Annotated in this window: 11 protein-coding genes and 2 pseudogenes; 10 read left to right on the top strand and 3 right to left on the bottom strand. The window is 70.5% G+C overall.

Features of this window, described 5'->3' with window-relative positions; translation table 11 throughout:
- The first annotated feature begins 25 nt into the window (after positions 1-25).
- The 3 genes from AB0M95_RS18955 to AB0M95_RS18945 all read left to right on the top strand — a co-directional run bounded on the left by AB0M95_RS18955 (position 26) and on the right by AB0M95_RS18945 (position 2078).
- Positions 26-157: a hypothetical protein gene (locus tag AB0M95_RS18955; protein ID WP_363765942.1), complete on the top strand. Its 132-nt coding sequence runs from the start codon at positions 26-28 to the stop codon at positions 155-157.
- Positions 154-489 carry an MmcQ/YjbR family DNA-binding protein gene (locus AB0M95_RS18950; protein WP_363765940.1) on the top strand — a complete coding sequence of 112 codons (336 nt, stop codon included), beginning with the start codon at positions 154-156 and terminating at the stop codon, positions 487-489. Before AB0M95_RS18955 ends, AB0M95_RS18950 begins: the two co-directional genes overlap by 4 nt.
- 89 nt (positions 490-578) lie before the next feature.
- Positions 579-2078 (top strand): Fic family protein, encoded by a 1500-nt coding sequence (locus tag AB0M95_RS18945; RefSeq protein ID WP_363765938.1) that lies wholly within the window; start codon positions 579-581, stop codon positions 2076-2078.
- Between the two features lie 113 nt (positions 2079-2191).
- Here the strand turns inward: AB0M95_RS18945 and AB0M95_RS18940 are convergent, their stop codons facing one another.
- Positions 2192-4489, bottom strand: a complete 2298-nt coding sequence (locus tag AB0M95_RS18940; RefSeq protein ID WP_363765935.1) for a tetratricopeptide repeat protein — start codon at positions 4487-4489, stop codon at positions 2192-2194.
- A 405-nt stretch (positions 4490-4894) separates the two neighbouring features.
- Between AB0M95_RS18940 and AB0M95_RS18935 the strand changes: the two genes are divergently transcribed.
- Positions 4895-5296, top strand: coding sequence for a hypothetical protein (locus tag AB0M95_RS18935; RefSeq protein ID WP_363765932.1), 402 nt, complete (start codon positions 4895-4897; stop codon positions 5294-5296).
- Positions 5297-5588: 292 nt separating this feature from the next.
- Here AB0M95_RS18935 and AB0M95_RS18930 read toward each other — a convergent pair whose 3' ends face one another.
- Positions 5589-7100 (bottom strand): PP2C family protein-serine/threonine phosphatase, encoded by a 1512-nt coding sequence (locus AB0M95_RS18930; protein ID WP_363765929.1) that lies wholly within the window; start codon positions 7098-7100, stop codon positions 5589-5591.
- Between the two features lie 704 nt (positions 7101-7804).
- Between AB0M95_RS18930 and AB0M95_RS18925 the strand changes: the two are divergent.
- Together AB0M95_RS18925 and AB0M95_RS18920 are read left to right on the top strand one after the other, a co-directional pair.
- Positions 7805-8368, top strand: a pseudogene (locus AB0M95_RS18925) (ATP-binding cassette domain-containing protein); the annotation flags it as partial.
- Between the two features lie 71 nt (positions 8369-8439).
- Positions 8440-9150 carry a MetQ/NlpA family ABC transporter substrate-binding protein gene (locus AB0M95_RS18920; RefSeq protein ID WP_363765926.1) on the top strand — a complete coding sequence of 237 codons (711 nt, stop codon included), beginning with the start codon at positions 8440-8442 and terminating at the stop codon, positions 9148-9150.
- A 124-nt stretch (positions 9151-9274) separates the two neighbouring features.
- Here the strand turns inward: AB0M95_RS18920 and AB0M95_RS18915 are convergent.
- Positions 9275-9874, bottom strand: a pseudogene (locus tag AB0M95_RS18915) (TetR/AcrR family transcriptional regulator); the annotation flags it as partial.
- A 328-nt stretch (positions 9875-10202) separates the two neighbouring features.
- On the opposite strand from AB0M95_RS18915, the gene paaZ reads away from it, so the two are divergent.
- The 4 genes from paaZ to paaC all read left to right on the top strand — a co-directional run bounded on the left by paaZ (position 10203) and on the right by paaC (position 14514).
- Positions 10203-12236 carry a phenylacetic acid degradation bifunctional protein PaaZ gene (paaZ, locus tag AB0M95_RS18910; protein ID WP_363765923.1) on the top strand — a complete coding sequence of 678 codons (2034 nt, stop codon included), beginning with the start codon at positions 10203-10205 and terminating at the stop codon, positions 12234-12236.
- A gap of 85 nt (positions 12237-12321) precedes the next feature.
- Positions 12322-13263, top strand: coding sequence for a 1,2-phenylacetyl-CoA epoxidase subunit PaaA (paaA, locus tag AB0M95_RS18905; RefSeq protein ID WP_363765920.1), 942 nt, complete (start codon positions 12322-12324; stop codon positions 13261-13263).
- Positions 13260-13541, top strand: coding sequence for a 1,2-phenylacetyl-CoA epoxidase subunit PaaB (gene paaB, locus AB0M95_RS18900; protein WP_114033130.1), 282 nt, complete (start codon positions 13260-13262; stop codon positions 13539-13541). The genes paaA and paaB overlap by 4 nt, the downstream gene beginning before the upstream one ends.
- Before the next feature lie 13 nt (positions 13542-13554).
- The gene (gene paaC, locus AB0M95_RS18895) at positions 13555-14514 is read left to right on the top strand and encodes a 1,2-phenylacetyl-CoA epoxidase subunit PaaC (protein ID WP_363765917.1); all 960 of its coding nucleotides are present in this window, start codon (positions 13555-13557) and stop codon (positions 14512-14514) included.
- The last annotated feature ends 30 nt before the right edge of the window (positions 14515-14544 follow it).

Below are 14544 nucleotides of genomic sequence, written 5' to 3'. Positions count from 1 at the left end.
GGTGGGGGCGGTTAACGTACGCCCTGTGACAACCTCCGACGTCTCTCTCGCAACAGCGCCAGCGGCGCCGCCCGCGCCGTTCACCGCGCTCGGGCGCACGGTCGTGCTCGTGGACGAGCTCGAGGTCGTGGTCCAGATGAAGGGCGCCGCTTTATGATCATCGTCGATCAGATCCGCGGGGTCGCGCTCGCGCTTCCGCGCACCACGGAGCACCTCATCCACGACTACGTGAAGTTCCGGGTGGGCAAGATCGTCTATGTGAACATCTCCCCGGACGAGACGCTGATGGGCTTCGGGTATCCGAAAGAGGAGCGAGCCGCCCTGGTCGCCCTCGAGCCGGACAAGTTCGTCATGCCTCGGCCGTCGAGCGAGCGCTTCAACTGGGTGCGGGTCCGCCTGTCGGCCATCGACGAGGCCGAGATGCGCGAACTGGTCGTCGAGTCCTGGCGCATGGTCGTCCCGAAGAAGGTGTCCGCCCTGATCCCTTAGGACCTCGCCCTGCCGGGCGCGTGCGCGACGCTCGGAGCCGGTGCGCCAGGCATGACCAGGGCCGACGACAGCGCGTTACGCTGTTGTGCATGACCATGCCGGATCTTCGCTGGGTCGACGTGGAGCCGCTTCCTCATCTCAATGGTGACCTCGAGTCGGTCCTTGAGTCGGTGCGATCTCTTCAGCGTGCGTGGAAGGCGGTCGTGTCGTCGAACGACGCGGCCTTCCAGGAGGCTCGTCGGCGTTCACTGCGCAGGCATGCCATCGAGACCGGCATCATCGAGCGCCTCTACGACGTGGACTGGGGCGTTACCGAAGCCCTTGTCGCAGAGGGCATCACGGCTGACGCGGTGGCACGCGCAAGCGACGGTACGGTCTCCGAGGAGGTGCTTGAGATCATCCGGTCGCAGTACGACGCGCTGCAGTTCCTCACGCAAGCCGCTCGTGACGGACGAGACGTATCCATCTCGCTCGTCAAAGAACTCCACGTCGCACTGACGCGACAGCAGTCCACCTATCTCGCCACTGGCCCGGACGGACGGGCCTTCCAAGCCACCTTGCATCATGGGGAGTGGAAGACCCAGAAGAACCACGTCACTCGCCCCGACGGTTCGGTGCTGGAGTACACCCCCCCTGAGCAGGTGGCTTCGCAGATGGGTGAGCTCGTCAAGCTTTATCACGAGATCGAGAACTGCGACCCGATCGTCCGTGCGGCGTGGCTTCACCATCGCTTCGTCCGTATTCACCCGTTCGAGGACGGCAACGGGCGTGTCGCACGCTGCCTCACCCTGCTCGGACTCCTCAAGAGTGATCTGGCACCTCTGGTCGTGGACCGGCGGGAGCGAGACCGGTACCTGCAATCCCTGGACAGGGCCAACGAGGGAGATCTCCGCCCCCTCGTACGCTTTTTCGCGGAGTTGGAGATCGTCGCTCTTCGCAGTGAGCTTGAACGGCCAGTGGAAGCCGGCGTCGCGGAACTCTCCGGCGGTGCTCTGGCCGTCCTCGAAGCCGGCGTTGATCGCTTGCGCAGGCTGCAAGGGGAGAGCGGCGCGTCTGAGCGTGCGGAAAGGGTGTCCCTGCTGGCAGACAGCGTCCATGAACAGATCAGGGCATGGTTGAACGACATGGCCCAGAAGTTCAGTGTCGTGCTGAAGAGCGGGATCGATTCCCAGGCACACGCTTCGGTTCAGGACGCGGCACCCCCGGACCAGCGGGCACGTTTCTGGCGACGTCAAGTGATCAGAACGGCGCGGAGTGTCGACTTCTTCGTCAACCTTCAGGACGGCGTGTGGTGGACACGGCTTCGGATCTCCGCCCTAGGCCAGGAGCTGAGGTACCTCGTGTTCCTGCAGAAGGTGGGCCGGGGGGAGACCGGAGTCCTGGCGATGACCGTATACGCGGAAGTTGTGGGCAGCGAGGGAGAGGAAGAAGGTCGTCAGGACATCGAGCCATTGGTCATCTCGACTCCGACCGAGTCGGTCACCTGGACCTACACGGACGCCCCAGGTGCTCGTTGGGAGAGCGTGGTGGAAGTTCTCGATACGACCCTCGCGGGTGCCCTGCACAGGTTCACTTCAGGGCTTGGGTGATGGCCGTCTGCGCGGACGGCGGCGCGCAGCTGCGTCGAGTTGGCTGCCTTGCCGGGCGGTGGATGGGCCAGGTCGCCGTGCTTTCGCGTGTGCCGGCAGGCCGGCCGGGCGGGTTACTGTGAGCCGGGTGACTGGAGTTTGCGGCGTAGGTCGGCGGCCTGGGGGTGGCCGAGGTCGCGGAAGATCTCGTACGCCTCCAGCCAGCGCTCGCGGGCCGTCTGCGGGTCGCCGACGGCCTCGCTCGCGTCGCCGAGGTGCCCGAGAATCTGGGCCCGTAACTGGGGGCTCTCCATCGTGCCGACGACCCGGAGGCCACCCTCGTAGTGGTGGATCGCGGCCACCAGGTCGCCCAGCCGCTGGTGGAGAAGCCCCAGCGTGTCCCAGGTGACCACCTCGTTGGCCCGGTCACCCGCCCGTTGCTGGAGCTCCAGCGCGCGCTCCTGGAACGGCAGCGCTTTCTCGTACGCGCCCAGCTCGGCGTGGTACCAGCCCACCGCGAGGGCGGCCTTGCCCGCCCACAGCGGGTCGTCGATCTCGGTGAAGATCGACAACGACTGCTCGGCCTGGTCGAGCGCGGGCTCGCCGTCGCCCTGCAGCCAGTAGACATAGGACAGCACGAAGCGGTTCTCCCCCTCGCCCGCCCGGTCCGCGGCGGCGATGCTCAGCTCCAGCGCCTCCCGCATGTGCGTGTGCGCGTCGTCGAAACGCTGGAGCCGTCCGTTCACCGCGCCGAGGAAGCGGTGCGCGTGCGCGGCCGCGGGCCGGTCTGTCATGGCGGTCGCCGCGCGCAGCGCCACCGCCCACGCCGCCCCCTCGTCCTGCCAGCGCCGCCGGTCGTTCAGGAAGGTGTCCAGCGCCCAGCTCAGCTGCCACGCGTGCCGGTGCATGCCTTCTTCCTCGGCCTGCCGCAGCGCGGTGAGCAGCACCGCCTGCTCGGTCTCCAGCCATTCCAGGGCCGTCTGGAGATCGAGCACGTGTTTCGGCTCGGCCCCGTCCGCGGGCGCGCGGAGGGGCATCGGGATGGGTGCGCGCACCGGGTTCAGCACCAGATCGGCGTGGTACGCGGTGTGCGTGTAGTGGTCGAGCAGCCGGGTCAGGGCCCCCTGCCGCGCGGCCTCGGGCTCCTCGGCCCGGGCGCGTTCGGCGGCGTAGGCGTGCAGCAGGTCGTGCATCCGGTAGCGGCCGGGCGCGTGCTCGACGACCAGGCTGGCGTCGGTCAGTTCGGCCAGCGTCCGGCGGACCTCCGGCAGCGCCCGGCCGGCCAGCGCGGCGACGGCCGCCACCGCGATGTCGGCGCCCGACGCCAGCCCGAGCAGCCGGAACAGTCGTGCGGCGTTCGGGCTCAGCGCGTCGTAGGACCACGAGAACACCGCGTCGATCTCGAGGGCCGCGAGCCGCCCGCCCGGGTGGCGCAGCTCGGCGGCGATCGTCGTGGGCCGGAAGCCGGTGAGCCGCGCCCGCGCTCCGACCAGCGCCAAGGCCAACGGGAGCCGTCCGCACGCGGCCGCGATGGCGGCCACGGCGTCACCGTCCGCTGCCTCGGGCTCTGGGCGTGTCCTGGGGTGGAGGCGGTGGGCGAGGAGGTCGACGGCCTCATCGAGTTCGGGGACGTCGAGTGTCAGGGCGGCGGCGCCGGTCTCCGCGATGAGGGCGGTGAGTCGGCGGCGGCTGGTGACGATCGTGCGGGCGGCCGGGCCGGACGGCAGCAGCGGCCGGACCTGGTGGGCGTCGCGGGCGTTGTCCAGGACGACCAGCAGAGCGCGGCCGGCGGACCGGCTGCGGTAGAGGGCCACCTGCGCCGTGAAGCCGGACGGGATGCGGTCGAGCGGCACGCCGAGGGCGTCCAGGAACCCGCGGATCACCTCCGCCGGGTCGAGCGCGGCGTGCCGCGAGAAGCCGCGCAGGTCCACGTAGAGCTGGCCGTCGGGGAAGCGTGGCGCGGCCAGGCGGGACCAGTGCACCGCGAGCGAGGTCTTGCCGACGCCGGCGGGGCCGGAGACGGTCACTACCGCGGCCGTGGCGGCGTCGAGCGCGTGCAGAGCTTCGGCACGACCGGTGAATCCGCCGACGTCGGCGGGCAACTGCGCGGGGGCCGGACGGGCTCCGGCGTCCGGCCGGCCGGTGGGCGAAGCGGCGGCCTCAGCTTGGACGGTGGGCGAAGGGGCGGCGTCTGTTCGGGCGGGGCTTGAGAGGGCGGCGTCGGGCTGCGTGGCGAGCTGGAAGGTGGTCCGGTCGGCCGGGGACAGCTTCAGCGTGTCGGCGAGTACCCGGACGGTGCTGGCCCGGGGCGCCGCGACGCGGCCGGACTCGAGCTCGCGGATCTGCCGCTCGCTGATGCCGGACAACGCGGCCAGCTCCTCCTGCGTGAGCAGTGCCCGAACCCGGAAGTCGCGCAGCACGCTGCCGAACATCGATTCCCTTCCCGCACGACCACGTCAACCGATTCAACCGATCAAGCACCGATTGCAGCCTAACCGCCGGTGAACCGCCGGTCGCACGCCTGCCGCCGGACCCGGCGCGCACGGTTTCCTGGAGGTACCTCGCCGGCCCGATCAGCGGAGGCCAGATGAAGTTCCGCACACGAAGACGGCGCTCGCCGCAGGGCCGTCGCCGGCGTTCGCCACGGCGGTGAGTCGGCGGCGAGGTGTGCGGGGCGACCGTCGAACCAAGCTATCGAACCAAGAGTCAAACCGGCCACCCCGAACACGGTTCGCGTCGCGGCAGACGTGGGCCGCGGCATGCGGGACGGCACATGGACCCACCACGAGTTCTCCGCCGGTGTCCACAAGGCACCGGCTCAAAGGAAAGGAAGGCACATGCTGAAAAGAATCGCGCGACGCGCGGCCGTTCTCCCGTTGGTCTTCACCGCTCTCTTTGCCGCACAGCCCGCCAACGCCGCGAGCGGGGGCGGCTGCACCGGCGCGTACCCCATCAGTTCGTGCATCTCGGTCAGCGGTGTCAGCGTGGTGGCCGACTTCTACATGAACGCCACCCCGGACATCAGCCGTTGCTGGGCCCAGATGGAAGTCCGTACGTCGACCCACGGCACGTATTGGTCTGCCAGGTACCGGATCGACCGCACGGGCCGGTTCGGCCCCATTTCGGGGAACATCAACTCGATGCCGTGGAAGAACGGTTCCGCCGTCAACGTCGTCCACGTCACCACATGTAGCGGTTACGCCCACGGTGACTTCACCAGCCCGCGCGTCTACTACTAGGCCGCGCGCCTGCCGGATGCCGGGGGGCGTCCAGCCTCCCGGCCCTCACTGACCTGGGGTTTCGCGGTCCGGATCGATCCCGGCCGAGCACCGGGAACCCGCTTAGGAAGGGGCGGCCATGAGAAGCACGAATTCAACGACCTACAAGCGGTCCGTGACGAGTCTCCTCACCGTGGTGATCAGAGCGGTGTTCACCGTCGTCGGCTAGATCTCCGCCGCGAACGTCACCCCCGCCGGGCGCGACCGGCCGAGGATTCCCGGCGAAACGTCAGGCGCCACCTGACCCCGCCCCTCATCCGGCGGGGATGCGGGTGAGGAGGAGGGCCACGTCGTCGTACTGGCGGGGGAGGGCGTCGATGATGGCGGCGCAGGTCTGGTCGAGGGTGTCGTGGGGCTTGCCGAGGGCGCCCTGGAGGTTGGCGATGCCGGTGTCGATGTCCTGCTCGCGGCTTTCGACCAGCCCGTCGGTGTAGAAGGCGAGGGTGGCGCCCGGGGGCATGGCGAACCGCGTGGTGGTGAAGGCGCCGGAGAACTCGGGGTCGCCGAGGCCGAGGGCCAGCCCGGAGGGCAGGTCGAGGACGCGCGCGTCGCCGTCCGGGTCGACCATGATGGGCGGCGGGTGCCCGGCGCGCGAGATCTCGCAGGTGTGGTCCTCCAGGTCGATGATCGCGTACAGGCACGTGGCGCACTGGATGGAGTGCATGTCGTCGGCCATGTGGTCGAGGCGGCGCAGCACTTCGTCCGGGGCGAGGTTGAAGCCGTTGAGGGCGCGGACGGCGGCGCGCAGCTGGCCCATGCCGCCGGCGGCGACGGCGCCGTGGCCCATCGCGTCGCCGATGACCAGGCCGATGCGGCCCGGCCCGAGCGGGAACACGTCGTACCAGTCGCCGCCGACCGTCATGTCGCTCGCGGGAAGGTAGCGGTGGGCGAGCTCAAGGCCGGGCGGGACGGTGAGGATGCTCGGCGCGAGGTTCTGCTGGAACGCGTGGGTGGTGCGGCGTTCCCGCGAGTAGAGGCGGGCGTTGTCGATGCAGATGGCGGCGCGCGCGGCGAGGTCGGCGGCGAGGGTCTCGTCGTGGGCGTCGAAGGCGGCGCGCTCGGGGTTGCGGGTGAGGGTGATGAACCCGAGGACGGTGCCCCGGGCGGTGAGCGGCGCGGCCAGATAAGACGCGCCGTCGAGGATGCCCGTGGCGGCGTCGCCGAGCACGCCGCTGATCCTGCCGACCTGATCGTTGCCGAGATCCGTGGCGCTGTAGGAGATGGGTGTGCCCGTGTCCATGCAGCGGGTGTTCGGGTGCCCGGCGTCGTACACGCCGATCTCGTTGTCGGGGAACGCCTTCTTCCAGTCGTGGCCGTTCTGGTAGCGGGCGTCGAGGCGGAAGGCGAGCCGCCGGACGCGCACCGAGCCGTCGGCGCCGTCGGGGTAGCCCTCGTCCCTGAGCAGGCCCTCGATGACCGAGACGCTGGCGGTGTCGGCGAGGCGGGGCACGGCGACGTCCATGAACTGCTCGGCGGCCTGGCGGGTGTCGAGCGTGGCGCCGATGCGGGTGCTGACCTCGTTGAGCAGGGTCAGGCGCTCGCCCGCCTCGAAGTCGGCGCGGGTGAGCTGCGGCAGGCGGGTGTCCATGGCGGTGACCATCACTGTGCCCCAGGGGCCGGGGGTGGCCAGGGGCTCCAGGTCGAAGGCGACGTCGTGGACGCGGCCGTCCGCGCATTCGGCGGGGATGACGCCGCTCCAGGACGTCCCGGACGCGGCCTCGTCCAGCGCGTGCCTGATCGTCTCATGGCAGTCATCGAGTAACAAAAGATCGCAAATGTCGTGATCTATGGCTTTTTCCGTAGAACGACCGAAAAGCCGCATCGCGCCGCGGCTCCATTGCGTGATACGACCGTTTTCGTCGAGTACCAGGGCGGCGAGACCCCCACGATGGGTCATGCCGCTCTGCCGCGGAACGCGTGGTTCGTCCGCTGTAGGCGCTTCTGCCCTCGCCGCACGCGCCACCAGTCCTCCTGGACAGAAATGAGATATCGTGTCCGGGCCGCCTGAAGGCACATGGTTGACTCCCCCCTGGGTCTGTACCTGCTCCGCGGCTACCGTCAGTAAAGTAGCATCTACCGATTGCTTGCTTTCGTGAAAACTCCTCGAAGCGCGTGGCTCCCCCCCGCGCTTTTGTTCACCTTCGCGGGTCGCGGCAATGCTTTCAAGGGGCTTTCGTCCTTCTTCGTACGGCATCCCGTGCCGGTTTCATGGTGACGCTTGCCGTATTAGTCTTCTGTACGGAAAGACCCTAGTGCCCGTGATCCAGATGAGTGGTCCGCATCACACCGGTGATCGTGAATTTTAGGAGCGCGTGGGGTGGCCGGAGCCTGGCGTGGCGGATGACCGGCTCTTTACCTTCCTCATGCCCGCGTCGCCCGGGGTGTGCCGCGAGCGCTGCCGCGACGGCCGGGCGGTCTTGCCTGGAGGCGCCGCTCGTATTCCCCTCATAATTCGGATATAACCTACCTGTGATACATGTATCCCGTCTGCGGAAGGTCTACGAGACCGGCGTCGTGGCGCTCGACGGCGTCGACCTCGACGTGCGCGAGGGCGAGATATTCGGCGTGCTCGGACAGAGCGGCGCCGGCAAGAGCACCCTGCTGCGCTGCGTGAACCTCCTGGAGCGCCCCACCAGCGGAACGGTCACCGTCGCCGGCCAGGAGCTGACCTCCCTCGACCTCGCCGCGCTCCGGCGCGCTCGGCAGCGGATCGGCATGATCCACCAGCACTTCGCCCTGCTCTCCTCGCGCACGGTGGCCGGGAATGTCGCCTTCCCGCTGGAGGTCGCGGGCGTGCCCCGGCGGGAGCGCGCAGCCCGCGTGGCCGAGCTGCTCGACGTGGTCGGCCTCGACGGCAAGGCGTCGTCCTACCCCGCGCAGCTCTCCGGTGGGCAGAAGCAGCGCGTGGGCATCGCCCGCGCCCTCGCCGCCCGTCCCAAGGTGCTTCTCTCGGACGAGGCGACGAGCGCGCTCGACCCTGGCACCACGCAGTCGATCCTCGCCCTGCTCAAGCGGCTCAACGCCGAGCTCGGCCCGGTGGCACGGACACGGCCGCCGCCGGCCCCGGGGGAAGTTCGGCGTCGAGCGCGCCGCTGAAGGTCGGCGTGAGCCCGGTACCGCACGCGGAGATCCTGAAGTTCGTGAAGGACAAGCTCGCGTCCGCCGCCGGGCTGCAACTGGAGATCGTCGAGTTCACCGACTACGTGCAGCCGAACACCCAGCTTCAGGAGGGGCAGCTCGACGCCAACTACTTCCAGCACCGCCCTTACCTGGACGACTTCCAGAAGTCCAAGGGCGGCAAGGAGATGATCTTCGTCCAGGCCGTGCACCTGGAGCCGCTCGGCCTGTACTCCAAGAAGATCAAGAGCGTGGCCGAGCTGGCGAGCGGCGCCACCGTGTCCCTGCCCAACGACGCCACCAACCTCGGCCGCGGGCTCAAGCTGCTGGAGGACAACGGCCTCATCAAGCTCAAGCCGGGCGTCGGCACCGCCGCCACCGAGCGCGATGTCGCGGAGAACCCGAAGAACCTGCAGTTCAAGCCCCTGGAGGCCGCGCAGCTCCCGCGTTCGCTGGAGGACGTGGACGCGGCCGTCATCAACGGCAACTACGCGCTGGAGGCCGGGCTCAAACCGTCGAGCGACGCGCTGGTGCTGGAGAAGGCCGAGGGCAACCCGTACGCCAACGGCCTGGTGACCGTGAAGGGCCAGGAGAACGACCCGCGGATCAAGAAGCTCGCCGAACTGCTGGCCGGGCCCGAGGTGAAGAAGTTCATCGAGGACACCTACCAGGGGTCCGTCATCCCGTCGACGACGTAGACGCGGTAGGAGAAGCGGCAGGGGATGACGAGGGAGACGGCGCAGGAGCCGAGGCGGGGGGCGGCGTAGGAGATTCCGGAGACACGGGACCGGCCGCCGGGGCATCGTCGTCCGCGGGCTGCCGGCGCAGGCCGTCGAACGCGATCTTGCAGACGGCCTCCGCCAGCGCCTCCGCGCTCATGCCGCCGCGCGGCCGGTACCATTCGGTCACCGAGTTGACCAGCCCGAACAGCAGCCGGCTGACCACGTCCGGGTCGACGTCCGGGCGGACGTCCCCCTCGGCCTCCGCCTGGCGCACCAGCTCGCCCGCCAGGTGGTCGAAATCCCGGCGGCGGGCCAGGGCCTGGCGCTCCACCTTGGTGTTGCCGCGCACCCGCAGCAGCAGCGTGACGAACGGCAGCCGGTCCACCAGTACGTGCACGCTGCGGCGCACCAGGTGCTCCAGCCGGTCGATCGCGCGGCCCTCGACGGCGGCGGCCTCGATCGCGACCTCGGACAGGCCGTCCAGGGCGCGGTCGACGGCCAGGCGCAGCAGCTCGTCCTTGCCGGAGACGTGGTGGTAGATCGCGGACTTGGTGATGCCGAGCCTGCGGGACAGGTCCTCCATGCTGGTGGCCTCGTAGCCCCGCTCGTTGAACACCTTCACCGCGACCGCGAGCAGTGATTCCAGGTCGTAGCCGGGACGCCCCCGGCGGGCGGGCGGGGTGACGCGGGCGGTGGCCATCGCGGGTGAACGCCTGCCTTTCCAGTGGGTTCTGAGAGGTCTCGCTCTCTTGATGGTCCACCACGCGGCGCGGCTCTGCCCCGGTGTGCCGGGGACGACCTCCCGAGCCGTGGGGATCCAGAGGGGAACGGACGCGTCACGATCATATCGCCGCGGCGGACCTCCGGCGCCGCCCCTGAACGGGGTTTCACGAGGTCAGGTGTCGGCGGGCGCGCAAGCGGGGTAGGAGCCGGAATGTTCCCGCCGTGCCGGGGGCCGTCTCGTGCGCGGGCGGAGTTACCATCCGAACGTACGGTCAGTAAGTGAGTCCTCGACGTGGAGGTCTGCGATGGCCACGCTCAGCAGCTATGTCACCGGTTCCTGGCATGTCCCGGACGACGAGGGAGTCCCGCTGCACGACGCGGTCACCGGGGAGGAGGTCGTCAGGATCTCCTCCGCCGGGGTCGACTTCCGGGCCGCCCTGGAGTACGGCCGCCGCGTCGGCGGCCCGGCCGTCCGCGAGCCGACCTTTCACCAGCGCGCCGCCCTGCTCAAGGCGCTGGCCTCCTACCTGCGCGAGCGCCGCGAGGAGCTGTACGCGCTGTCGCTGCGCACCGGCGCGACGCGCGGCGACGCGCGGTTCGACGTGGACGGCGGCATCGGCGTGCTGTTCTCGTACTCGAGTAAGGGCCGCCGCGAGATGCCGGGCGACACCGTCTACCTCGACGGCCCGGCCGAGCCGATCGGCAAGGGCGGCTCGTTCGCGGCGTGGCACCTGTGCACGCCGCTGCGCGGGGTCGCCGTGCAGATCAACGCCTTCAACTTCCCCGTCTGGGGGCCGCTGGAGAAGCTCGCGCCCGCCTTCATCGCCGGCATGCCCTCGCTGATCAAGCCGGCCGGTCAGACGGCGTACGTCACCGCGCGGCTGGTGGAGATGATCGTCGAGTCCGGGCTGCTGCCCGAGGGGGCGCTGCAACTCGTCTGCGGCAGCGCGGGCGACCTGTTCGAGCACCTCACCGAGCAGGACCTGGTCGCCTTCACCGGCTCGGCGTCCACGGCCCAGAAGCTGCGCACCCACCCGGTCGTCGCGGCCCGCTCGGTGCGGTTCAACGCCGAGGCCGACTCGCTGAACTGCTCGATCCTCGGCCCGGACGCCGTGCCGGGCGGCCGCGAGTTCGAGCTGTTCGTCGAGCAGCTCGTGACCGAGATGACGGTCAAGGCCGGGCAGAAGTGCACGGCGATCCGCCGCGCGTTCGTCCCCCGGGCCCTTCTCGGCGATGTCGCCGAGGCCACGGCCGCCCGGCTCGCCGCGATCACGGTCGGGAATCCGGCGGACCCGGCCGTGGGCATGGGGGCGCTCGCGAGCCTCGGCCAGCGCGAGGAGGTCCGGCGCGCGCTGAAGGCCCTCATGGCCGCGGGGCCGGTCGTCTACGGGGATCCCGACCACGTGGACGTGGTGGGCGCCGACGCCGAGCGCGGCGCGTTCATCTCGCCGATTCTGCTGCGCGTGGACGAGGCCGGCCGGGCCGAGCCGCACGAGGTGGAGGCCTTCGGGCCGGTCAGCACGCTCATGCCGTACACCTCGGCCGAGCAGGTGATCGAGCTGGCCGCGCGGGGCCAGGGGAGCCTCGCCGGGTCCGTCGTCACCGGGGACGCCGCGTTCGCCCGCCAGGTCGTGCTCGGGACCGCGCCCTGGCACGGCCGGCTGCTCGTGCTGGACGCCGAGGCCGCCAAGGAGTCGACCGGGCACGGCTCGCCGTTGCCGATGCTCGTGCACGGCGGCCCCGGACGGGCCGGCGGCGGCGAGGAGATGGGCGGCGTCCGGGGCATCCTGCACCACATGAACCGCACGGCCGTCCAGGGGAGCCCGGACATGTTGACGGCGATCACCGGCCGCTGGGTCGCCGGGGCCGGGCGCGCCGAGACCGAGGTCCACCCGTTCCGCAAGCACCTGGAGGACCTGCGGGTGGGCGACACCGTCGTGGCGGGGCCGCGCCGGGTGTCGCTGGAGGACATCGAGCACTTCGCCGAGTTCACCGGGGACACGTTCTACGCGCACATGGACGAGGAGGCGGCCAGGGCCAACCCGTTCTTCGACGGGCGGGTGGCGCACGGGTACCTGATCGTGTCGCTGGCGGCGGGCCTGTTCGTGGACCCTGACCCCGGGCCGGTGCTCGCCAACTACGGCCTGGAGAACCTGCGCTTCCTTACGCCGGTCTACCCGGGCGACGAGCTGACGGTCACGCTGACCGCGAAGGGGATCGACCCGCGCGAGGGGGCCGAGTACGGGGAGGTCCGCTGGGACGCCGACGTGACCCAGCAGGACGGGTCGTCGGTGGCCAAGTACGACGTGCTGACGCTGGTCGCCAAGCGCGGGGGGTGATCGCGCGACCTCCGGGAGTTGCACGTGGCCCGGGGGTGGGCGAGACTGATAACTGACCGAATGTTCGGTAATAGAGGTGTCGTGTATGGCTGACCTCCAGGAGCACTTCGACCGTACGATCGAGCGCGACCAGCGCGTCGAGCCCCGCGACTGGATGCCGGACGGCTACCGCAGGACCATGATCCGGCAGATCGCGCAGCACGCCCATTCCGAGATCATCGGGATGCAGCCGGAAGGGGCGTGGATCACCCGGGCGCCGTCCCTGCGCCGCAAGGCGATCCTGCTCGCCAAGGTGCAGGACGAGGCCGGGCACGGGCTCTACCTGTACTGCGCCGCCGAGACGCTGGGCGCCGACCGCACCGAGCTCACCGAGATGCTCATCGAGGGACGGCAGAAGTACTCGTCGATCTTCAACTACCCCACGCTGACGTACGCCGACGTCGGGGTGATCGGCTGGCTGGTCGACGGCGCGGCGATCTGCAACCAGGTCCCGCTCTGCCGCAGCTCCTATGGGCCGTACGCGCGGGCGATGATCCGCATCTGCAAGGAGGAGTCGTTCCATCAGAGGCAGGGCTATGAACTGCTGATGACCATGATGAAGCGAGGTACCGAGGCGCAGCGCGCCATGGTGCGGGACGCGGTCGACCGCTGGTGGTGGCCGTCCCTCATGATGTTCGGCCCGCCCGACGACGCCTCGCCCAACACCGCGCGGTCGATGGCCTGGAAGATCAAGCGGCACACGAACGACGAGCTGCGGCAGCGGTTCGTGGACATGACCGTCCCGCAGGCCGAGGCGCTCGGCGTCACGCTGCCCGACCCGGAGCTGCGCTGGAACCCTGAGCGGGGGCGCCACGACTTCGGCGCGATCGACTGGTCGGAGCTCCAGCGGGTGATCAGCGGGCACGGTCCGTGCAACGCCGAGCGGGTGGCCGTCCGGCGCGCCGCGCACGAGGACGGCGCCTGGGTGCGCGAGGCCGCCGCCGCGCACGCGCGCAAGGCGTCGTCGAGGCAGGAGGTGGGCGTGTGAGCGACTGGCCGCTGTACGAGGTCTTCGTGCGCAGCAAGCGCGGGCTCAACCACGTGCACGTCGGCTCGCTGCACGCCGCCGACGACGAGACCGCGTTGCGCCACGCCCGCGACCTGTACACGCGCAGGAACGAGGGCGTGAGCATCTGGGTCGTCCGGTCCGAGCACATCGCCGCCACCAGTCCGGACGAGAAGGACCCGTTCTTCGCGCCCAGCGGCGACAAGGTCTACCGGCACCCGACCTTCTACACGATCCCCGATGACGTTCCCCATATGTGAGGTGTGAGGCGTCATGACGACCTTCGACCCACACGCGACGCGGCAGCCCGACGTCACGGACGTCTCGGCGGGCGAGGTCGCGGACGCCTCCCCGGGCAACGCCTACGAGGCGCTCAACGAGGGCGACGACCCGCGCTGGGCGTTCGGGACGGGGTTCGCCGACCCGCCGGCCGGGGTGGACACCCGGTCGATCGGGCGCGGCGTGCCCGACGGCGTGGACGCCGCCGACCTCGCCGCGTACTGCCTCATGCTCGGCGACGACGCCCTGGTCATGTCCCACCGTCTCCAGGAATGGTGCGCCCACGCGCCCGAGCTGGAGGAGGAGGTCGCCCTGGCCAACATCGCGCTCGACCTGCTCGGCCAGGCGCGGCTCCTGCTGTCCCGCGCGGGCGCGGCCGACGGGTCGGGCAGGGACGAGGACGCGCTGGCGTTCCTGCGGGACCCGGGCGAGTTCCGCAACGTACGGCTGGCCGAGGCCGGGAACGGCGACTTCGCGCACGCCATGGCCCGGCTGCTGGTCTTCTCCACCTGGCGGCTCGCGCTGCTCGGCCGCCTGACCCGCTCACGCGACCCCGTCCTCGCGGCCGTCGCCGCCAAGGGCGAGAAGGAACTGACCTACCACCGGGACTACGCCGCCGGGTGGGTGGTCCGGCTCGGCGACGGCACCGCGTACTCGCGGGAGCGGATGGGCGAGGCGATCGCGGCGGTGTGGCGGTACGTGCCGGAGTTGTTCGTCCCGCACGAGGTGGAGTCCCGCCTCGCCGGTACGGGCGTGGCCGCCGACCCGGCCGCCGTCCGAGAAGAGTTCGACGCCGTGATCGCCCAGGTCCTGACCACCGCGACCCTCACCCGCCCGCTGGAGGCGGGCCCGGCCGAGGCCCTTGGCCGGGCGGGCGCTCATACCGGCGCCCTGACCGCCCTGCTGAAGGAGATGCAGTCCGTCGCCCGCGCCCACCCGGGAGCGACGTGGTGAGCGCGCGTGCCCGGGGTGGGGTGGCGGGTG

The sequence above is a fragment of the Sphaerisporangium sp. NPDC051017 genome (assembly GCF_040683095.1).
GTDB lineage: Bacteria > Actinomycetota > Actinomycetes > Streptosporangiales > Streptosporangiaceae > Sphaerisporangium.
Note: the sequence above shows the minus strand (reverse complement) of the source record. Positions and strands in the feature narration are given on the sequence as shown.